The sequence below is a fragment of the Paraburkholderia sp. Cpub6 genome (assembly GCF_014201065.1).
GTDB classification, from domain to species: domain Bacteria; phylum Pseudomonadota; class Gammaproteobacteria; order Burkholderiales; family Burkholderiaceae; genus Paraburkholderia; species Paraburkholderia tuberum.
Map to the genome: position 1 here is coordinate 187,132 of NZ_JACHDM010000010.1, position 19,162 is coordinate 206,293.

Sequence of the window (19,162 nt, forward strand, 5' to 3'; positions counted from 1 at the left end):
GACTGGAATCGCTTCAGCATCTCTATCGGCAATTCGCATCACGCCTGCGCGAGGCGAGATGAACACCGCGCGGGCGTCATCACCACGGTGTCGTCGATCGGGAAATGCAGCAGTGCCGCGATCAATCCCGCCGCGACCGTCGCTACCCATAGCAGTGAGTACGAGCCCGTCAGATCGAACACGAGGCCACCGAGCCACGCGCCGAGAAACGAGCCGATCTGATGGCTCAGAAAGCACACGCCGAACAGGCTGCCGAGGTGACGCGTGCCGAACACCTTGGCGACTAGCCCGCTCGTCAGCGGTACGGTGCCGAGCCACGTGAGGCCCATCACCGCCGCGAAAATCACCACGGACACAGCGCTTTTCGGCAGCGCGAAGAATGCGGCGATCGTCGCGCTGCGAATCTTTTAGCAACCAAAATAAACTGTCAAAACGAAGGCGGTGTTTGACCTTATTCTGTTTGTCGTTAATAAATCCTTGCACCGATTCAGTGAGCCATAACAATTGCCTAAAATGGAAAGATCGGTGCATTTCGTATCTTGTCGGTTACTCGTTCAAATGACCTGACGAATCGCAGTCTGATATATCTTCGTCAGCCCTCATCCAGAGCAGTGCTATGAGAGGGTCTAAGCCAGGATGCAATTTTCTCGTGGGTCCGTCGCCGCATCCACGGCTTTTTTCGAGCGGTCATTACCGAAGTTGATGATACTCGCGCACGAGTCGACGTTCTGCCAGACCGGGTTGCAGCAATCGTTTCGCACGTAGTCGCATCACAACATGATGCTCAAACGTTTTGCTATCGGCAACCGATCTGCGTCATGTCTTCGGGCCATCTCGCCATGTGAACGCTTCAGGGGAAACAATTGCCGTGGGCATCATCTTGCCGGCGCTTGTTCTTGGACAGACGACTACTATCGGGTGGCTGGTGGGTTCGCGCGTGCGTCGCAACTGGGTTGCGCAATCGAGCGGGGAATCGGCACGGGAAGAAGTGCCGGCCCATGCAGTGGCGTCTTGGGTCTCCAATCTCCGTGCTCGACGGGTTTCCTTGTGGTCGTGGAAAGCGTCCACCAACGTTTACGCGACATCAAAGCTGCTCCCCGTATCGGAAGGATCAGGCGGTGAGTCACGTCCCAATGATGTGCCGGGTATGGAGAAGATGCTGTCTCCCCGCGCACAGCATACGGAGCAACCGTTTGCGGGGAGGTGCCGCGCGGCGACAGTTCGGGCCATTCATTGGGCTACGCCTACGCGCCGACAGTCTCGTACCCGTCACGATGACAAGCCGCGGCGGCATGTTCTGGCTGGGAAATTCCCCGCGCGAGGGTTTGGAAAGGACTATTTTTCAAAGCTTTGGGAATTGTTGCCGCTCGGCATTCTCGTGCTGGACGAGCGAGGGGTGATTCTGCTCGCAAACGCGCGAACGGAACAGAATTTCGCCTACGAACGCGGCGAATTGATAGGAGAGCCGATCTCCAGACTCGTCCCTGAACTGTGGGTCAACGGCAAGTCCGCCTATCAGGACGACTTCCTGTTGGCTTCAGGGGGGCTGCCCGCCAGTTCTTTACACGACCTCAATGCAAGACGCAAGAATCTATCGGCCTTCCCGTGTGAAATTCGCTTCCTTAGGGTTTCCTTTAAAGGCGAGGGGGCAGTCCTCGTGTTCCTCGAGGATAAGACGGATCACTACGCACTGTTGCGAACTCAGCGGGATCTGACGCACATTACCCGCGTTTCGACCATTGCCGAACTCGCAGGTTCGCTTGCTAACGAACTTAATCAGCCGCTTACTGCGATCCTCAGCAACGGGCAGGCGGCGCTGCGCTTCATGACAGTAGATTCAATCGACCTGGCGGAGGTGCGCGATATTCTCAACGACGTCATCCAGGCTGACTATCGCGACAGTGAAGTCATCCGGCGCATTCGTTCGGTAGTCAAGAAGGGAGACGCAGAGTTCGCATTACTCGATCTTCCCGATGTGATTCGTGACGTCGTTCTTCTTCTACGGCACGGTGATTCGATCTTGCGCCAGACCCGGGTGACACTTGATATATGCGACGATTGTCCTGCTGTATACGCGGACAGGGTACAGTTGCAGCAGGTCACGCTCAATCTTCTTCTTAACGCATCCGGCGCGATGAGCGACGCATCGCCGTCCGAGCGTGAGGTATCGATTGCGCTTACTCGGGAACCTCGCAATATAGCCTGCATCGCCGTGCACGACTGTGGCCACGGGCTCACGGTAGGCAAACTGGACACAGTCTTTAAACCGTTCTATACATCCAAACCCCATGGCCTCGGGCAAGGATTGTCAATTAGCCGGTCTATCGTGGAGTTCCACGGGGGGCGGTTATGGGCCGAGAACAATATTGATCGAGGCGCGACGTTCTACATCACGTTGCCAGCAGGGAACGAGGCAGAGCATAAAGAGTCGCGGCAATAGCCATGGAATACCCTGAACCGGTGGTATTTGTCGTCGACGACGACGATTTCGTACGTACTGCACTTGCGCGATTGATACGGTCAGCAGGCCACCGGGTCGAGGTGTTTGCCTCGGCAGGCGAATTCCTGGCCGGCGTCAACGCGGCTGCATGTCCTGCGTGTCTGGTGCTGGACGTTCAGTTGCCGGACATCAATGGTCTTCAGTTGCAACGCAAACTGGACGGTGCAGTGCCGATCATTTTCATAACGGGGTACGGCGACATTCCGATGAGCGTCCACGCGATGAAAGCTGGCGCGTCCGATTTTCTCGCGAAACCTGTGAGTGAGGCGGATCTGCTGAGTGCGATCGAACTGGCACTCGGCCGTGCCAAACAGCTTCATGCCAGCCGCCGTGAACGGGACAAGCTGTGCGGCCTCCTCGACAGGCTGACGTCGCGCGAGCGGGAGGTCCTGGCGTTGATCGCTACCGGACGCCTGAACAAGCAGATAGCCGACGAACTAGGTACGGTAGAACAGACGATAAAGGCGCACCGGGCGCGCGTTATGAGGAAGATGGAAGTCACGTCGCTGGCTCAGTTAGTCCATACGCTGGACAGGTTCGACATGCTTTCCGCAGCCGACAGTCGGCGGCCTGACTAGACGCTGATGGCCGCGCCGTTCCCGAGCGCGCACCGCGAATGTCTCGTGCGACGTTCGTCTACAGGACCAAAGTTCAATAGCGCTATCCGGTCACGTCCCGTAGTCTAGTACTCAGAGGGAGGCGATTGATCGCTTATTCCCGACACTGGGCCATTCAAAATGGGAAGCACCAAGCCATTTGTTGTCGTCGTCGATGACGACGAGCCGGTATGCCGTGCGATCAAGCGACAATTGCGGTCCGTCGGGTTTGCGACCGACTCGTTCAACAGCGGGGAGCAATTCCTCGAAACGCTGTCGTCCATGCCGTCGTATCGTCCGGACTGCGTGATTCTCGACGTTCAGATGCCTGGTCTGAATGGACTGGAGGTGCAGGAGCGGCTCGCTGGCAGCGGATTGCCTGTCATATTCATCACGGCGCATGACGACATTAGCGTGCGGGAGCAGGCGCTCTCGGCGGGCGCGATAGCTTATTTGCGAAAACCGTTCGACGACGAACTGTTCATCAAAACGGTGCGTGCGGCCTTGCAGAGCACGCCGTAGGAACGCCGCGCTCAAGTGCAACAGGTCGCCGTATTGCACCAAAGTTCAATTGTTTTTGAGCACCGCCGCACCCAATATTGCTTATATCGGAGTCAGGCGGCGGCGACAGTTATAGCGCGGGGTTACGGATCGACAGGATCGTAAAGAACTTTGCCTGTCTTTCAGCTTCATCCGGAACGTGTGACGGATGGCGTTGCGTCACGCGTCTGGAAAGCGCTAACCTCGGTCGCCGAGTTCGGCGACAGGTCGTCACACGGATAAGGACGTGCCGAATTCGACCCGCGGGCCGACGGGTGGCAGCAGGTGTTTGGCATGCGACAGCGCACCTGACAGGACTCCACAGCAAATAGTGAGGAGTATTTCGGATCTGGATGCTGATGCGGGTTATTTTGACCTCCCGTTTGGCTGGTTAATGGCCCAGCGCTCGGCGAACCAGCCTGACGCTCCGCAGCCTCAAGGCGAACGGGTGAAAAGGGCAGCCGGCGGTGCCGCGGTTGGCGCGATAGTGGGGAATGCAGGAAAGAACGCTGCCATCGGAGCAGTCACCGGAATGGTAGGAGGCGGAATGCGTCAGCGCCGCAATGCGCGGGCGGCCGCCCAGTAGCAACAAGCCGTGCAGCAAGACACATCGCAGCAACTTGCGACCTACAACCACGCTGTTTCGGCATGTGTGAGCCGCCGATGCTACACGGTTCAGTAGAGGTTCACAACGGGCGGTGGAACGCGGAGACACAGTCATGAAGAAGAATGTTCAATGCGCAGCAGTTGCAGCGGTTGACTGCGTGAGTCCATTGACCGCGACAGCCGCGGACTTTGACGGCAGCAAGCCGCTCTTCTGCGGGGCCGTCGACGCTCATGCCTGCGATCCAGGCATCACGTGCGATCGCTCACTGCCGTCGGAATCAGGCGCGCCGCAATTCCTGCGCCTCGATTTTGCTAAGAAAACGGTAACGAGCCACGCACGGGCAACGCCGATCCTGTTCATTGACAAGGGCGGGAGTCAGATTCTCCTGCGGTGCGCCGAGCTTGGCTTCGCACGGACGATCGCTCTCGACGGTACGGATGGTGCGATGTCGGTGGCGCCCGTAAGTCGCGATGATGTTTTCGTGCTGTTCGGCGCTTGCACGCCTGAACAGCTGCGACGGGTGATCCCATGAAATGCGCGCCACTGAATGCATGCCTGCAACGAACGTCACTGGGCAGATGGAGACCGATGCTCGCCTGTTCAACGCTGGAGGTGCAGATTCGTGCGCCCGTCGACGGCTTTCTCGACAAACGCGTGTACATCGAGGGGCGACTGGTCCACGCCGGTCAGACGCTCTTTGTGATGGATACCAAGCCATTCGAAGCGGCGCTGCAGACAGCGAAGGGGCCGCTTGCCGAGCAACCAACAAGGTGCGATGTGCCGAAAGCCAATCTGGCGCGGGTGATCCCGTTCGCGAAGCAGAACGCCTTGAGCCAGAAGGATCTTGACGACGCGACGGGCAATGAAAAGCATGCGGAGGCTGCCGTGATCGCCGGTCAGGGCGAGGTCGAGACAGCACGACTCAACCTCAGCTATACGACTGTCAAGTCGCTGCTCAACGGCATGTCGAGCATCGCCAAACAGCAGGACGGCAGCTATGTGACTGTCGCCGCGACTGGCCTGCTGACTACCGTCGATCAGCTCGACCTGTTGCGGAACTGACGCCATGACAACCGCACGCCTGATCGCTTGCCACGAATGCGACCTGTTGCAGCGTGAGTCACCACTGCCGCGCAACGGCGTGCTGCGCTGTTGCCGGTGCCGTGCGGAACTGTACCGGAGCCATCCCGATAGCCTCGACCGGGCGCTGTCCTTTACGTTGACATCCATCGTTCTGTTTTCGATCGCCAACGCGTACCCGATCGTGGGCCTGGCGGTGAACGGCGACCTCGTCCAGACCACGTTGTTTGGAGCGGTGCGCGTGCTCTACCAGGACGGCATATGGCCGCTTGCAGGCCTCGTGTTTATCACCACCATGTTGATGCCTGCGCTGCAGGCAGCCTCGATGGCGTATCTATTGGTGCCGCTGCGATTAGGCCGTGTTCCATATCGGGCCGATCTGGTCTTTCGCCTGCTGCATCTGGCTCAACCATGGGGCATGACCGAGGTGTTGATCCTCGGGCTGCTGGTCGCGCTCGTCAAGCTGGCCCATATCGCGAGTGTGGTGCCAGGCGTGGCGCTATGGTCGTTTGGCGCATTGATGATATTGCTGGCTGCTGCCAGCGCAGCGTTCGATCCGCACGAGCTGTGGATGCGGATCAATAGTGGGCAACGCGCCAGCTTCGATGTGGTCGGCGCGTCAGCGCTGCCTGCTGCCACGGCGGCCGGCTGTGGCTTGATGGTCTGCCACAGCTGCGGGTTTATTTCGAAGCCCGTTGCTCATGCGCACGACGCACGCTGCCCGCGCTGTAGTGCCTGGCTTCATTTTCGCAAGCCAGACAGTATCGCACGCACCTGGGCGTTCCTGATCGCCGCCATCGTTCTATACATTCCGGCGAACGTGCTGCCGGTCATGAATACCAGTTCGCTGTTCGGCAGCGAAAAAGACACGATCCTGAGCGGTGTGGTGTACCTGTGGACGTCGGGCTCCTGGCCGCTCGCGATCGTCGTGTTCATAGCGAGTATCGCGGTGCCGATGCTCAAGATCATCGCGCTCGTGTATCTGACGGCGTCAACCCAGTTTCGCTCGAAGTGGCTGCCAGCGCAAAGAACGCGCATCTATCGTCTGGTCGAACTGGTCGGACGCTGGTCGATGCTCGACATCTACGTGATTACGATGCTGGTTGCTCTTGTGCAGTTCAATGCGCTCGCGACCATCCAGGCGGGTCCGGCAGCGATCGCCTTTGGCTCGGTTGTCGTTCTGACCATGTTCGCCGCGATGTCGTTTGACCCCCGCCTGATATGGGACGTGGCGGAGAAAAATGATGGCTAAGCCGCCCGATCGAACTGATTCTCCGGATATCCCCGAGGCGATTGCGACACCGCGCCCGCGCTGGCGGCTGCAATTGATCTGGCTGGTGCCGTTTGTTGCCGTGCTGATCGGCGGCTGGCTCGCCGTGAAGTCGGTCCTCGAGCAGGGACCGAAGATCACGATCACCTTTGCAACCGGAGACGGCCTGGAGGCGGGCAAGACGAAGATCAAATTCAAGAACGTGGACATCGGGGTCGTCAAAAGCGTGACCCTGTCGAGGGATCACAAGCGTGTCGTGGCGACCGCCGAAATGGTCAAGGATGCATCGGAACTGCTCGTCGACAACACGCGCTTCTGGGTCGTGCGTCCACGCATTTCCGGCGGCACGGTGTCCGGGCTTGGCACACTGCTGTCCGGCTCCTTTATTGGCATGGATTTGGGCAACTCGGCGACCAAACGGAGCGACTATGTCGGCCTCGAAGCACCGCCGGTGTTTGCGAGCGACGTTCCGGGCCGGGAGTTCGTGCTGAAGTCCGAGGACATGGGCTCGCTCGATGTCGGCTCTCCCATCTTCTATAGACGCCTGCAGGTCGGCCAGGTGACGGCCTATCACCTCGACAGCGACGGCAAGGGGGTGACGCTCAGCGTATTTGTCAACGCGCCTTACGACAAATTTGTGACCGGCAACAGCCGGTTCTGGCACGCAAGCGGTGTGGATGTCTCGCTCAGTGCGACCGGCGTCAAGGTCAATACCCAATCGTTGGTGTCCATCGCGATCGGGGGCCTTGCATTCCAGTCGCCTCCTGATATGCAGGACGCTTCCGAGGCCGCCGCGAAGACGCAATTCCAACTGTTCGATAACTACACCGAAGCGATGCAGCGCCATGACACCATCGTCGATACGTACGTGCTGGATTTCAACGAATCGGTGCGCGGCCTGACGGTCGGCGCACCCGTCGACTTCCGCGGGATCACCGTGGGCGAGGTGACGGCGATCTATACTCGCTTCAATCCAGCCACCAAACAGTTCAGCATTCCAGTCGAGATCCACCTCTATCCGGAACGGTTTACTTCGCGTTACCAGAAGGGTGCAGGAGAGGGCGGCAGGGTCGCTCAGGAGCGCCACGCGCTCGCAAAGATTCTTGTCGACCGTGGACTGCGCGCGCAGTTGCGAACTGGGAGCCTGCTGACCGGGCAGTTGTATGTTGCACTCGATTTTTTCCCCGCTGCGCCGAAGGCTTCGATGGACTGGAGCAAGACCCCGTCCGAGTTGCCGACCACTCCTGGCAATCTGCAAGCGCTGCAGGACTCGATAACGAGTCTGATGACCAAGCTGAACAAGATCCCGTTCGATGCGATCGGCAAGGATACGGAACAGACACTACGCGCGGCGAAGACCTTGCTCACACGACTGGATACCGAGGTTGCGCCACAGGCTCGTGACGCGCTCAGTGCGGCTCACAGGGCGCTCGACTCTGCCGATAGCGCACTGCAGCCCAACTCGCCGTTGCAGACGAGCGCCGGAGACACATTGAGCGAGCTCGCGCGCACGGCGGCGGCCTTCCGGACGCTCGCGGATTACCTCGAACGACACCCGGAAGCGCTGCTGCGAGGCAAACCGGAGAACCAGAAATGATGCGGTCGATCCTGTTCTTTATGGCCGCTTTCGCGGGCGGGATGCTTGGAGGCTGCAGTTCGCCGAACGCTGTCTTTTACACGCTGAGCTCCGATACCGCGCTCGAGCGCACCGGCCCTGTTCTTCCGATCAGCATCGTGGTTGGTCCGGTGACCGTGCCGGAGCTGGTCGACCGTCCGCAGATGGTGACGCGCGTCTCAGCCAATGAGGTCGCGCTCAACGAATTCGCGCGTTGGGGCGAATCGCTGAAGAGCAATATTCCTCGAGCCATTGCGGGCGACCTTGCACGGTTGCTAGGTACCGCAAATGTGTTCGTTTATCCGCAAGGGACGGTCGCCGGAGCCTGGCAAGTTAGCGTTGCCGTTCTGCGCTTCGAGTCCGTGCCCGGCGACTCAATTACGGTGGATGCGTCATGGACCGTGCGTCCTCCCCGAGCGGGCACGCCGGTCATCGGTCATACAAATGCCCGAGAACCGCTGACGGGACAGGGATACGCTGCCATCGCGGCAGCTCACAGCCATGCGCTGGCGGCAGTGAGTCAAGACATTGCGGCTGCGATCCGGCTCTCGCTGCCGCGATAAGTCGCGAGAGAGAAAGTTCGGGCATGCGGACGCGGCAGCGCGTTTCGTCACGCGCATAGTGGACCAAGGTTCAATTTCAGCGTCGCCGCTGGAGGCCTATTCTATAACTCGGGCGGATGCGTTAAGTCGCCCGAGCGAGGGCAGAGATGCACGACGGAAAACCGGAACGAGGCTATGCCTGCGAAAGCACCGCTCCCGGCTTCCAGGCCGATGACCGTTCTTACCACCGTTGAGGAAACATCATGACCAGGCGTATTTTGCGGCTTGCGCTGGGGGCGGCGCTGCTGTTCTCGAGTGTTGTCAATGCCCAGCAGTACCCGATCCTGGACCAGGTTGCCGGCAAGGTCGTCCAGAAGTACCAGCAGTCATCCTGCGAGCAGCTATGGCAGGAAAAAGCCCAAAAGCAGGGCCAGCCGAAGTCAGAGAAGGAGCAGCGTGCCGTGCAGTTGCTGCGCAACGATCCGCAGATGCGTGCCGAGTTCATCAACAGGGTGGCGGCGCCGGTTGTCAACAAGATGTTTGAGTGCGGCATGATTCCGTGATCGTCTCCGGGCATGCCGAGAAATGGGTTACTCAGCGAGGCTGCGATGACCTTTGAGAAACTGAAGTGGGGTATCAGCGCCGTGGTGCTGGGCATGTTTCTCGCAGCCAGCGGCCACGCCCAGCAGACGCACAAGGCAGCGGCAAGACCCGCGGCGAAGGCTGCAGCGCCGGCGTTCCAGGCCGGGCTTGAGCCACGTGCGATCGAGATCCTGAAGGCGGCGAGCGCCCGCCTTGCGGCTGCCCGGTCAATGTCGTTTACGGCAGTCGTCTCCTATGAGAGCCCGAGCCGTCTCGGCCCTCCGCTCATCTATTCGACCAAATCGGAGGTCACGATGCAGCGGCCCGACAAGCTCAAGGTCATCACCCTTGGCGACGGGCCACCTTCGGAGTTTTATTACGACGGTAAGACCATGATGGCATTCGCACCGAAGGAGAAGCTGGTCGCCATAGCCGACGCGCCGCCGACCATCGACGCCGCGCTACAGGCGGCCTACGTTCAAGCGTCGATCTATTTCCCGTTTACCGACGTGATCGTCGCGGATCCCTACAAGGATATCGCCGACGGGTTGAAGCTTGCGTTCTATATCGGTCAATCGATGGTCGTAGACAACACGACCACGGACATGGTGGCCTATATTACGGGCGATGTCTTCGTGCAGGCCTGGATCGGCGCAGAGGACAAACTTCCGCGCCGGATCTACGCTGTCTACCTCAACGACCGCGCCCGCCTGCGCCACGTGCTGGCACTCTCGAACTGGAAACTGGATGTCCCCGTTCCTGCGGACGCCTTTGTTTCGCCACTGGCGGCCGACGCGACGCGCATTGCGTTTGCGCGCCCGGACGCCACGAATGTGCCAGCAATGAAGCCTCCGCCCAGGATCCGGGCCGAGAAGACTCAATGAGGAGACGCGTCATGAGACAAGTCGTCATCTGTCTGGTTGCGCTCCTTGTGCCGGCGCTCGCAGCAGGGCCGGCCGGCGCGTGGTCGCACGCCGGCGCTTACGGCCGCAGCGTTTCGCATGCGCCGGGTTCGGATTCTACGACCCGCACCAACGTTGCGGGGGGCAGCGAAACGCATACGTATGGTCAGGGCACGACGGCGACCGGCCGCTATGGCGGCACGGCGACGCACGCTCAGGGATCGGGGCAGACGACTGCAAGTAATCAATACGGCAGCGCGACGCACACCTACGGTCAGGGCACGACCGCCACCAACAACTATGGCACTACGGCGACGCACGCGGCGGGATCTGGTTACACGACCTACACGAACTCCTCGGGCGCCACTGCCTATCACAGTACTTACCACGGCGCCGCATACCCTGCGTACCATCCGCCGGTTGTCGTGAATAACTACGGGTCCGGATGCTATAACTGTGGCGGCTGGTCCACGGCGGGGGCCGCCGCCGCGGGCGCGGCAGTCGGTGTGGCGGCCGGCGCGGCTATCGCCAACGCCAACAATGCTGCAGCGACATCCAACGCCTACAACGCCGGTGTTGTCGCGGGGGCAACGGCAGCACAGCCGGTAGCTGCGCCGGTCAGTTCGACATTTGCAATGGGTGCGATCTATGCCGCGCTGCCCGCCGGCTGCGCGAAGGTGACCGTCCATGGCAGCGCGTACTATTTGTACGGGAACACCTGGTTCCAGCCCGCCTACGGCGCCAATGGCGTCTACTACCGCGTGGTGCCTGCGCCCTGAGGAAGCCGGCATAGCCTTGCTGCGCGCGACAGTAAGGCGTGATCGAGCGGGTGTTCACTGTCCGGTTCAGGACTGCATCGCCCGCCGGCAAGTGTCAGATCCGCAGGACCACATTAATCCACCTCGGATACCAGTACACGACTACAGATCAAGAATAGAGGGATGAGCCGCCTCGTCATCGCGTTCATCGTGTTTGTGTGAGTATTCGGCAGCGCGCTACTGGGACGATATCTATATCTACGCTGTACTGCCGAAACACCACCTTAATGAAGAAATCAATCGGTCTCCTGAAGGTGACGGTCGGACTAAGCGCTACCATGGCTGCGTTAGTAATGGCTTGCCGATTTCCTCGGCGAAGGTCCAGTTCGACGCAGTGAATGGAGAGGTCGTCGAAAGCGCGGCTCAGCAGTCCAGCGGCTGCCGGACGGGAGGAAGATCTGCAGCGCAAGCTGAAGGCGCTCTCGCCGCGCAGCGACGAGCAGCGTCAACACCAGGCGGGCGCCCTCCGGATTGTCGACGAAGTGCTCATGGCACGATGGCTGAGGTTGCCGCGAGAGAAGGGCACCATCTCAGTGCCGCTGGCGGTCGTTCTGGTATCTCGGCTCGCCATGATCTTCGGCACGGTTGGCCTGTTTGCCCTTTTTAACGGGGCGATCGTCGCGATTGTGATAATGGGGGCGCTGTCAACTTCCGAGGCGCTTTTTCTCATCCTGGCAGATGACTGCGCCGCTCAGCGGCGTTGTCAAAATCTGGCGTACGCCGATGCGCGATGCGATCGCTCTTTTGAATCTTTAGCGGCGATCGGCGTCCCGTCGTTGACGGGCGCGCGGTTGCGCGTGCGGCTATGCGCGCGCCTGGCCCTACGGTATGCGGACGCAAAATGCGCGGCATGCATCAGCGATTGAACCAGCGGTATTGAAGCGCGACCGAGACGGTCTGGAAGTTGCCGCCGAAGCGTGTAGTCAAGCCGCGCGACCACGCAAGCTTCGCTGACCATTGCGTGGAAAGTGGAACCGATAGTGTGACGCCGTAGCGGGTATTGCCTTGCCGGTCCTGGTCCTTGACGCCATTTACGCTTGTCTCACCGCCCGTGAAATAGGTCAGATCCGCAGCGAGCCACAGGCCGGGTTTGAAAGTATAGCCTCCATGCCACTGGAAGGTCAGCAGCGGATTCTGACTGCGCCGCTTACCGCCAAAAAAATCCGCATTGTCAGTGAAGAGCCACACGCCCGCCGTGCCCTCCACGAACCAGTTGCCTAGCGGTTGCGACAGCCCGACCTCGGGCTTGAACGACCACCGGTTCGAACCCACGTTGATCACACGGGACGGCACGTACTGTCCCGTCGGCGCGATTACGGTCAAGCTGGTTCCGAGGATCGTGGTGGGCGTATGCCGAGCGAATTCCTCCGGTGCAAGCGCGGGACCACCCAGGATATTCACAGCAAACCTGAAATGGACGTCGCCGAGTCCCGACCGGTAGGCGTGTCCCGGCGCTCCCTCGACGTTGCCATTCAGGTCGGCATTAGAGTACGGCACCGATACAGCGACGCTGGCGACATGTCCCGCGACACCAAAGCTATGGGAATAGCCAAGCGAATACGTATTGATGGTCGCTTGGAGGTCAGTAATGGGTATCGCGGGGTCGAGCGAGACGCCGCCGCTCGATCGTGCATAGTCCAACACGACAAAGTTCGTGCCGACTGGAACAGCCGAATAGGTGCGCGGCTCCAGTTCCTGAGCAGACGCCAGCGTAGAGAAGAAAAGTGCCACACCTGAACTCATGTACAGAAAGCGGCGGAAGGCTTGCGACAGTGAGTCGATGTTCATATCGTGGCCAGACCTGTCCGCGCGATTCGAGTCGATCGAAGCCCCACATATTGTCGTGACCTTCGTTCCCGCGCGGGCGAAAACTGAGCGACATACGGAGTGTTCATTATGAGCCGAGAATGTCGTCTACCATTCAGTAACGCGCGTCGCTATACGACGGCTTCGCGTTGATCCCAGCCAGGAGGTGGCCATGAGAATCTTAGTTATGTTGGCATGTGTAGTGTTCTCGTCGAGCGTATTCGCGGAGTGCACCACTAACGCGCGCGGTATCACGACTTGCAACAACGGACAGACAGCCGGCGGCTATAACCCGAACACTGGTAGTGCATGGAAGGCTCAGAAGAGTCAGGCCGGCGTCACGACGACCCAGACAAGCAACGGCGGAAAGGCCAAGACCAAAAACGGAAAGGGCGTCTACAAGAGCCCGAGCGGGAAGACCTGCTATAAGAGCGCCAACGGTCAGGGGTGCAATTGAAGACGCAACGATGTGGTGCGGATTGTCCTTGCACGAAGGACGCAAATGCGGCGGACACTGAGGCAAGCGACAACTCGGCCAGCGCGTTGCTCCCGCCAGTCGCGAAAGAACCCGCAGCGCTGCATAGTTGACGGATGATCCGGCCGGGGACCGCTTCAAGCGCTGGCGAAGCAACTATTGCACTAAAGTCTAATTGTATTGAAGGCGAGCAAGTACCACTATTGACTTGACTCAAGACGAACTCCAAGTGGAAGTGCTTCGCATCGCCAGTTGATTTCCGGAATGGATCACGTGTCATGATCAAAATCATATAACTAATGGCAACGACTGGTCCGTTGGCGTGGGTCCGAGTATTGTGATCGTGGATGAGAGCGTGGCCAGGTCGATGACGGCCGATTCGCTGACATCGGATGTTTATGCCGTCATCTTTTGTCATCACGGATTGATGGCCGGACTAGGTGTGCAGGCGCAGAGGATATCGAAGATCAAATGATGTCCCACTCAGCACGTCCGAGCTTCTTTTTTATTTACGTGTCGTTCAAGCAATCCACGACGAGGGCCATTCCCGCATTCGTAGGAATATGCAATACGCTACACGACCGTAGATGCGGGATAGAAGGATGACCCACCTCTTCATCACATTGATCGTATTTGTATGTGTATTCGGCAGCGCGCTATTTGGGCTGTATCTACGGGGGGTGCTACCGGCCCATCATCTTAGCGATGACTCGATCGGTGTCGTGAAGCTGGCGACGGGGTTGATCGCGACGATGGCCGCATTGGTGCTCGGCTTGCTGATCTCGTCGGCGAAGAACTCGTTCGATACGCTCAACAGCGAGCTTGTGCACAACTCTGCGAACGTCATCAGTCTTGATCGCGCGCTGGCTCACTATGGGTCGCAAGCGCAGGAGATTCGCGACTTGCTCAAGAAGAGCTACGGCCAACAGGTGCAGATGCTCGCGTCCGGTGATCCCTCCCAGAGGGTGATACTAGGCGGCCCCAAGGCAGTGATCCGGGCCGAAGAGGTGCAGCGCAAGCTGGAGGATCTTTCGCCCACGAATGCCGAGCAGCATCAATTGCAGGCGCGCGCCATTCAGCTCGCGGATGAAATCCTGGCTGTGCGCTGGCTGGCGCTGCTGCAGGCGGAGAGCTCGACCCCGATACCGTTGCTGATCGCGCTGGTATTATGGCTGTCCATTATTTTCGGCGCTTTCGGCTTGTTTGCCCCGTTCAATGGGACGGTCATTGCTACGTTGTTCCTAGGCGCGCTGTCGACTTCTGGGGCGATTTTTCTGATCGAGGAGATGAGCACGCCGCTCGATGGGATGATTGGACTTTCGATAGCGCCGATGCATGCCGCGTTCGCTCTTCTCGGTCAGTAGCCGCAATCGGTCTGGCGAGCAGGAGGCGCGGCATAGTTGTGCCTACCTCGCTGATCGGCCGCAGCCATTTTTGCGTAAGTGGCCGAGCTCACCGCGAAGCGTTTCAATCTGCGTACAGTGATCGGGACATCGCTCGCGGCTGGCCCGCCGAGCTTGCCTTGTCGAGCGGGAGCACGCGCGGTTACCGATGCAGTCCTGAGTGGCTACGACAGCATTTCCAATGGAACCGATGATGTGCAGACGCGCATACCGAATCTCCAACAGTTCGAAAAAACGCCAATTAAGCGGGTCCCTTATGAACTTTGGTCCAATTGCGGCTGACAAGTACGCGTGCCATTCTTGTTGAACGATGGTACGACCAAGCGAGGAGGACACCATGCGTAAGACGATCTTTTCTGGTGCATCTGCGATTGCGACGGCAGCTTTGCTCGTTGCCGGATGCGCGAGCAATAATGTGCCGATGCAATCGGAGTACTCAGGCTTTCTGAAAGATTACTCCAACCTGCAGGACACCAAGGATCCCAATGGGGAAACGTTCCTGAGGTACGTCAATCCAAGGCTCAACCCGGCGAACTACAACGCGGTAATAGTTGAGCCCCTTACGATATATCCGAAAGCCGAGCCCACGGAACAACTGAGTCAGGCGACGCTCGACCAGATACGCAACTACGGCACCACTTGCCTGAAACAGGCGATAGGCGCGAGAGTACGAGTGGTGGAGACGCCCGGCCCGGGTGTGGTCAGGCTACAAGCAGCGGTAACTGGAGTCGCCAGCACAGCGGAGGGGCTCAAACCTTATCAGGTCGTGCCGATGGCGTTCGTCGCCACGATGGCTGTCAATACCGTGGCGGGTGCGCCGCAGCAGGCGAAGCTGCTGGTCGAGGCACTGGTAACGGACAGTGTCTCCGGGGAGGTCTTGTCCAAGGTCGTGCGCTCGCATACCGGTGAGCGTCTGCAGCGTGTTGCATCCAATATGCCCGTCATTACGTTCGATTCGGTCAAGCCGATCATGGACGACTGGTGTGACTCTGTTTCGAAATCAGTTGCTCAATTCGTGAAGCCGCGATAGTCGATCAAGAACAGTCTGGTTCCAATGATTGCTGACCGGCCGGCCGCCTGCCTGCGCGGCTGCGGTCGCCTCACGCAAGCGCATCGGAGCTGTCACCACTGGACCGTGTCAGGCAGTCTCCGGGGCATTGATTCGACGTGCCCTTATGAGGATTCCTGCAGTGCGGATCAGACAAATCTGGGGGTCGATATTTGCATGTAATCAAAGAGCTTGGTGCGTCAATGTGGGGGCTCACGTTGCTGGACCAGTCGAACGCGCCCTTTGACGAGCGACTGTTCGCAGCTATGTGGAACGCGGTCAACCTGACGACGAACCTCGTCGATTTTTCCGACTTCGACGAGCGCCAGAGGCTTTTTATAATCGCCGCGATGTCTGTGACGATGCTGGTTAGGGGCGACCAGCAGAACCGCGCCGGTCGATGATCGGCATGACAGCTTCGGCCGATGTCAAAGAGACGGCGGGACTTGATTTGCGTCAATGATCTGAGACGGGAAACGCTCACGATGAACCCAAGTTGTACATGTTTCTAAACCGATCGAAGACAAGGCCCCATCATTCTCTAGCTAGATAGGCATTCCGACGCGACCTCTGGATCGTGGCATTTCTTTCTCTCCGATTCGGCTACCGGGCTGCGGCACGACTTTATTAATGCATGCACGTAGCTCGAAGAGCACGGTTAAAAACGCCACACCGCCGAAGCTGAACGCATGCGACGGAGAAGACATCTGCAGCAAAATGTTGATGCGAACCTTGCATTTGTTCCGATTGAGACCGGACATTTATCACAGTAACGGTAGCCGCCCTTGGGTGGCTGGCTACCCGGACAGTCTCATCAACGGATGCCCGAGGAAGAATGTTGATCTACCGTGTCGATGAGCCCCGCCTTGGCGCAATGCGTGTGCGCGAATGGCGGCGCCGTGCCCTCCACTCGATTGGGCTGCTGCTGCTCGTATTGACGGGCGCGACAGCGGGTCTGGTGCTGCTGAACCGATCTCACACGTCGCTAGCGACAAAGGTCTTCAATGCCGTGTGGGACGGGGTCAACCTCATCACCACACTGGGCGATTTCACCGATTTCGCCAAAGACCAGAAGATCTTCATGCTGCTGGCGATGTTTGCGACCTTGTTGGTCGGCGGCTATGCGGTGACAACGCTTACCGGGGTTCTATCGGGCGATGACGTAATGGCCTATCGGGAGAACAGGATCATGGCACGCAAGCTTGAAAATCTCACCGGCCACGTCATCGTCGCCGGCTTCAGACCGGTCGGAGAACGGGTCGCCACCCGTTTGCGTGAGGCCGGCGAAACGGTGATGGTGCTCGTCGCAGATCAGACTCTTGCCGACAAGGCTGCCGAACAGGGGTATCTCGTCGTGCTTGGCGAGCCGGGCGTGTTTGACGATGTGCTGCGGCACGCGCGACTCGATACGGCCCGGGTGCTGGTAGTGACGTCTACCGACGCAAATGCCAATCTCGCGATCACATTGATGGCGCACAGGCTCAATCCCAAGCTCAGGATCGCAGTGTCCGGCGAAAACAGCCTTCGAAAAGAACTGCTGGAAAGCGCTGGCGCGTCAGACGTGGTGATAGCGGATGACCTGATTGCTAACGCGCTGGTGGCGCAACTCGGCATCGATCTCAAGGTAGCGATATGAAATCGACCGTACCGACGGATACCCGCTTGCCTCGGCTGCCTTTGCTGCGCGGGCTGTTGCCGCTTAACCGTGCTGCATTGCCGCATGACATTGTCGCAGGCATCACGCTGGCCGCGCTCGGCATCCCCGAAGTCATGGGGTACACCAAGATCGCCGGCACCCCCGCCGTCACGGGCCTCTATACGATTCTGCTGCCACTCGTCGCATTCGCGGTGCTCGGTGGCTCGCGCCACCTGGTCGCCGCAGCGGACTCTGCGACTGCCGCCATTCTCGCCGGCACGCTGGTGGCGGTGGCCGCGTTGGGCAGCCCCGAGTACGTGAGCCTCACTAGCACCGTGGCGCTTGCAGTGGCCGCAATGCTGGTGCTCGCCCGAATCTTTCGTCTTGGTTTTCTCGCCGACTTTCTGTCACGTAGCGCGCTCATCGGTTTTCTGACAGGCGTCGGCATCCAGGTGGCGGCAGGTGAACTCGCGGGTCTAGCCGGTTTGTCGAAAGAGGGGCACGGGCCTCTAGCGCAGATTGCATCGGTCTTCCAGCGCCTGGGGGATATGCAGTATGCGACGCTGGCGCTTTCTGTAGCGGTGCTTGTCGTAATTGCGGGGTGCAAGCGCATTGCGCCGCGCATTCCCGGTGCCCTCATCGCCGTGGTCGGCGCCATCGCAGCCAGTTCGGTCTTCAATTTCGCGCAGCATGGCATCGCGGTCATCGGCAACGTGCCAAGTGGATTGCCGTCGCTGTCCCTACCCGCATTTCACCTGGCGGATATCGACGTGGTCCTGACTACGGCGGCGTCCTGTTTCATCGTCATACTCGCGCAGAGCATCGCGACTGCGCGCGCATACGCCAACCGCTATAACGAGCGCGTCGACGCGAATCTCGATATCGTCGGCCTTGCGGGTGCAAACCTCGCCGCGGCCTTGACGGGCACGTTCGTGGTGAATGGGAGTCCGACCAAAACGGAGATGGTGGATGATGCGGGCGGTCGCAGTCAGGTCGCGCACCTGACTACCGCGGCAATCGTATTGCTGGTGCTGCTTTTCCTGACCAAGCCCCTCAGCTTCATGCCAGCTGCAGTGCTTTCCGCAATTGTCTTTCTGATCGGAGTGAAGCTGGTTGATTTGAAAGGCATGAGCGAACTGTACCGTCTTCAAAAAGACGAATTCGTCCTTGCATTGATCACTGCGGGCGTGGTCGTGTTCGTCGATGTCAAGCACGGCATCCTCATCGCCGTTTTACTTTCTCTCATCGATCATGCGCGCCATAGCTATCGGCTACGTACACGTGTGCTGACGCGCGATGCGGGTGGGCAGTGGCAGGCACACCCGGTGGCCCCCAACGTGTTTGCTGTGCCGGGTGTCGTCGTCTACCGTTTCGAAGCAGACGTTTTCTATGCAAACGCCAGTCGCTTCATGGAAGAGATCCTGAAGCTGGTGGAGGGCGCACAATCACCAGTCCGCTGGGTTGTGGTCGATGCGTCCGAAGTTCATAACATCGACTTTACCGCTGGGAAAATGCTGCTCCAGTTGCGCGACGAACTCCTCCGGCGCGGTATCGGTATTGCGTCGGTGGCCGTTGCGGAGGGGGTGCGAGTCGAGCTTGAACGCTACCGCGGATCCGGCGGGCCGGATGCTGCGCGCCAGGAAATTTTTCCGACGGTCGATGCTGTGGTCGACGCCTTGCGCGATGCTCCACCGCCACCGCCTGTGACCGGCGATAAGTCAGCGTGAAACGGCTTTTGCTGG

The 19,162-nt window shown here is 59.4% G+C and carries 18 protein-coding genes and 2 pseudogenes; 18 read left to right on the forward strand and 2 right to left on the reverse strand.

Features of this window, described 5'->3' with window-relative positions; all coding sequences use genetic code 11:
* Nucleotides 1–38: 38 nt before the first annotated feature.
* Nucleotides 39–404, reverse strand: a pseudogene (locus tag HDG33_RS19095) (MFS transporter); the annotation flags it as partial.
* Nucleotides 405–1,147: 743 nt separating this feature from the next.
* Here HDG33_RS19095 and HDG33_RS19100 point away from each other — a divergent pair.
* The 12 genes and pseudogenes from HDG33_RS19100 to HDG33_RS19160 all read left to right on the forward strand — a co-directional run bounded on the left by HDG33_RS19100 (nucleotide 1,148) and on the right by HDG33_RS19160 (nucleotide 11,918).
* A complete protein-coding gene (locus tag HDG33_RS19100; RefSeq protein ID WP_184032119.1) occupies nucleotides 1,148–2,440 on the forward strand; it encodes a sensor histidine kinase in 1,293 nt (430 codons plus the stop codon).
* Nucleotides 2,441–2,442: 2 nt separating this feature from the next.
* On the forward strand, nucleotides 2,443–3,078 hold the full coding sequence (locus HDG33_RS19105; RefSeq protein WP_184032120.1) for a response regulator transcription factor: 636 nt from the start codon (nucleotides 2,443–2,445) through the stop codon (nucleotides 3,076–3,078).
* Between the two features lie 159 nt (nucleotides 3,079–3,237).
* Entirely contained in the window at nucleotides 3,238–3,618 is a 381-nt protein-coding gene (locus tag HDG33_RS19110) for a response regulator transcription factor (protein WP_184032121.1), read from the forward strand.
* Between the two features lie 737 nt (nucleotides 3,619–4,355).
* Entirely contained in the window at nucleotides 4,356–4,775 is a 420-nt protein-coding gene (locus HDG33_RS19120) for a hypothetical protein (RefSeq protein ID WP_184032123.1), read from the forward strand.
* Between the two features lie 56 nt (nucleotides 4,776–4,831).
* A pseudogene (locus HDG33_RS19125) lies at nucleotides 4,832–5,290 on the forward strand (efflux RND transporter periplasmic adaptor subunit); the annotation flags it as partial.
* Between the two features lie 19 nt (nucleotides 5,291–5,309).
* Nucleotides 5,310–6,575: a paraquat-inducible protein A gene (locus HDG33_RS19130; RefSeq protein ID WP_184032125.1), complete on the forward strand. Its 1,266-nt coding sequence runs from the start codon at nucleotides 5,310–5,312 to the stop codon at nucleotides 6,573–6,575.
* Nucleotides 6,568–8,190: an intermembrane transport protein PqiB gene (locus tag HDG33_RS19135; RefSeq protein WP_184032126.1), complete on the forward strand. Its 1,623-nt coding sequence runs from the start codon at nucleotides 6,568–6,570 to the stop codon at nucleotides 8,188–8,190. The genes HDG33_RS19130 and HDG33_RS19135 overlap by 8 nt, the downstream gene beginning before the upstream one ends.
* Complete coding sequence (locus tag HDG33_RS19140) at nucleotides 8,187–8,771, forward strand: membrane integrity-associated transporter subunit PqiC (RefSeq protein ID WP_184032127.1); 585 nt, start codon at nucleotides 8,187–8,189, stop codon at nucleotides 8,769–8,771. The genes HDG33_RS19135 and HDG33_RS19140 overlap by 4 nt, the downstream gene beginning before the upstream one ends.
* Nucleotides 8,772–9,013: 242 nt before the next feature.
* Nucleotides 9,014–9,313: a hypothetical protein gene (locus HDG33_RS19145; protein ID WP_184032128.1), complete on the forward strand. Its 300-nt coding sequence runs from the start codon at nucleotides 9,014–9,016 to the stop codon at nucleotides 9,311–9,313.
* A gap of 45 nt (nucleotides 9,314–9,358) precedes the next feature.
* Complete coding sequence (locus HDG33_RS19150; protein WP_184032129.1) at nucleotides 9,359–10,216, forward strand: DUF2092 domain-containing protein; 858 nt, start codon at nucleotides 9,359–9,361, stop codon at nucleotides 10,214–10,216.
* 11 nt (nucleotides 10,217–10,227) lie between these two features.
* Entirely contained in the window at nucleotides 10,228–11,013 is a 786-nt protein-coding gene (locus HDG33_RS19155; protein ID WP_184032130.1) for a hypothetical protein, read from the forward strand.
* Between the two features lie 377 nt (nucleotides 11,014–11,390).
* A complete protein-coding gene (locus tag HDG33_RS19160) occupies nucleotides 11,391–11,918 on the forward strand; it encodes a hypothetical protein (RefSeq protein ID WP_260330495.1) in 528 nt (175 codons plus the stop codon).
* On the opposite strand, the gene HDG33_RS19165 is transcribed toward HDG33_RS19160, so the two are convergent.
* Nucleotides 11,908–12,840, reverse strand: coding sequence for a transporter (locus tag HDG33_RS19165; RefSeq protein ID WP_260330496.1), 933 nt, complete (start codon nucleotides 12,838–12,840; stop codon nucleotides 11,908–11,910). The two genes, HDG33_RS19160 and HDG33_RS19165, sit on opposite strands and share 11 nt — an antisense overlap.
* A gap of 190 nt (nucleotides 12,841–13,030) precedes the next feature.
* On the opposite strand from HDG33_RS19165, the gene HDG33_RS19170 reads away from it, so the two are divergent.
* From HDG33_RS19170 to HDG33_RS19195, 6 genes are all read left to right on the forward strand, one after another.
* Nucleotides 13,031–13,315 (forward strand): hypothetical protein, encoded by a 285-nt coding sequence (locus HDG33_RS19170; RefSeq protein ID WP_184032131.1) that lies wholly within the window; start codon nucleotides 13,031–13,033, stop codon nucleotides 13,313–13,315.
* A 620-nt stretch (nucleotides 13,316–13,935) separates the two neighbouring features.
* Nucleotides 13,936–14,697 carry a hypothetical protein gene (locus HDG33_RS19175; protein WP_184032132.1) on the forward strand — a complete coding sequence of 254 codons (762 nt, stop codon included), beginning with the start codon at nucleotides 13,936–13,938 and terminating at the stop codon, nucleotides 14,695–14,697.
* A gap of 376 nt (nucleotides 14,698–15,073) precedes the next feature.
* Nucleotides 15,074–15,766 carry a DUF3313 domain-containing protein gene (locus HDG33_RS19180; protein ID WP_184032133.1) on the forward strand — a complete coding sequence of 231 codons (693 nt, stop codon included), beginning with the start codon at nucleotides 15,074–15,076 and terminating at the stop codon, nucleotides 15,764–15,766.
* Nucleotides 15,767–15,987: 221 nt separating this feature from the next.
* A complete protein-coding gene (locus HDG33_RS19185) occupies nucleotides 15,988–16,188 on the forward strand; it encodes a hypothetical protein (protein WP_184032134.1) in 201 nt (66 codons plus the stop codon).
* Between the two features lie 431 nt (nucleotides 16,189–16,619).
* Nucleotides 16,620–17,420: a TrkA family potassium uptake protein gene (locus HDG33_RS19190; RefSeq protein WP_184032135.1), complete on the forward strand. Its 801-nt coding sequence runs from the start codon at nucleotides 16,620–16,622 to the stop codon at nucleotides 17,418–17,420.
* Nucleotides 17,417–19,147 (forward strand): SulP family inorganic anion transporter, encoded by a 1,731-nt coding sequence (locus HDG33_RS19195; protein ID WP_184032136.1) that lies wholly within the window; start codon nucleotides 17,417–17,419, stop codon nucleotides 19,145–19,147. Before HDG33_RS19190 ends, HDG33_RS19195 begins: the two co-directional genes overlap by 4 nt.
* The last annotated feature ends 15 nt before the right edge of the window (nucleotides 19,148–19,162 follow it).

Bases quoted from the DNA above. Each gene is read 5' to 3' on its own strand.
- HDG33_RS19100 (WP_184032119.1), top strand. From the start codon at position 1,148: ATGGAGAAGATGCTGTCTCCCCGCGCACAGCATACGGAGCAACCGTTT.
- HDG33_RS19105 (WP_184032120.1), top strand. From the start codon at position 2,443: ATGGAATACCCTGAACCGGTGGTATTTGTCGTCGACGACGACGATTTC.
- HDG33_RS19110 (WP_184032121.1), top strand. From the start codon at position 3,238: ATGGGAAGCACCAAGCCATTTGTTGTCGTCGTCGATGACGACGAGCCG.
- HDG33_RS19120 (WP_184032123.1), top strand. From the start codon at position 4,356: ATGAAGAAGAATGTTCAATGCGCAGCAGTTGCAGCGGTTGACTGCGTG.
- HDG33_RS19130 (WP_184032125.1), top strand. From the start codon at position 5,310: ATGACAACCGCACGCCTGATCGCTTGCCACGAATGCGACCTGTTGCAG.
- HDG33_RS19135 (WP_184032126.1), top strand. From the start codon at position 6,568: ATGGCTAAGCCGCCCGATCGAACTGATTCTCCGGATATCCCCGAGGCG.
- HDG33_RS19140 (WP_184032127.1), top strand. From the start codon at position 8,187: ATGATGCGGTCGATCCTGTTCTTTATGGCCGCTTTCGCGGGCGGGATG.
- HDG33_RS19145 (WP_184032128.1), top strand. From the start codon at position 9,014: ATGACCAGGCGTATTTTGCGGCTTGCGCTGGGGGCGGCGCTGCTGTTC.
- HDG33_RS19150 (WP_184032129.1), top strand. From the start codon at position 9,359: ATGACCTTTGAGAAACTGAAGTGGGGTATCAGCGCCGTGGTGCTGGGC.
- HDG33_RS19155 (WP_184032130.1), top strand. From the start codon at position 10,228: ATGAGACAAGTCGTCATCTGTCTGGTTGCGCTCCTTGTGCCGGCGCTC.
- HDG33_RS19160 (WP_260330495.1), top strand. From the start codon at position 11,391: ATGGAGAGGTCGTCGAAAGCGCGGCTCAGCAGTCCAGCGGCTGCCGGA.
- HDG33_RS19165 (WP_260330496.1), bottom strand. From the start codon at position 12,840: ATGAACATCGACTCACTGTCGCAAGCCTTCCGCCGCTTTCTGTACATG.
- HDG33_RS19170 (WP_184032131.1), top strand. From the start codon at position 13,031: ATGAGAATCTTAGTTATGTTGGCATGTGTAGTGTTCTCGTCGAGCGTA.
- HDG33_RS19175 (WP_184032132.1), top strand. From the start codon at position 13,936: ATGACCCACCTCTTCATCACATTGATCGTATTTGTATGTGTATTCGGC.
- HDG33_RS19180 (WP_184032133.1), top strand. From the start codon at position 15,074: ATGCGTAAGACGATCTTTTCTGGTGCATCTGCGATTGCGACGGCAGCT.
- HDG33_RS19185 (WP_184032134.1), top strand. From the start codon at position 15,988: ATGTGGGGGCTCACGTTGCTGGACCAGTCGAACGCGCCCTTTGACGAG.
- HDG33_RS19190 (WP_184032135.1), top strand. From the start codon at position 16,620: ATGTTGATCTACCGTGTCGATGAGCCCCGCCTTGGCGCAATGCGTGTG.
- HDG33_RS19195 (WP_184032136.1), top strand. From the start codon at position 17,417: ATGAAATCGACCGTACCGACGGATACCCGCTTGCCTCGGCTGCCTTTG.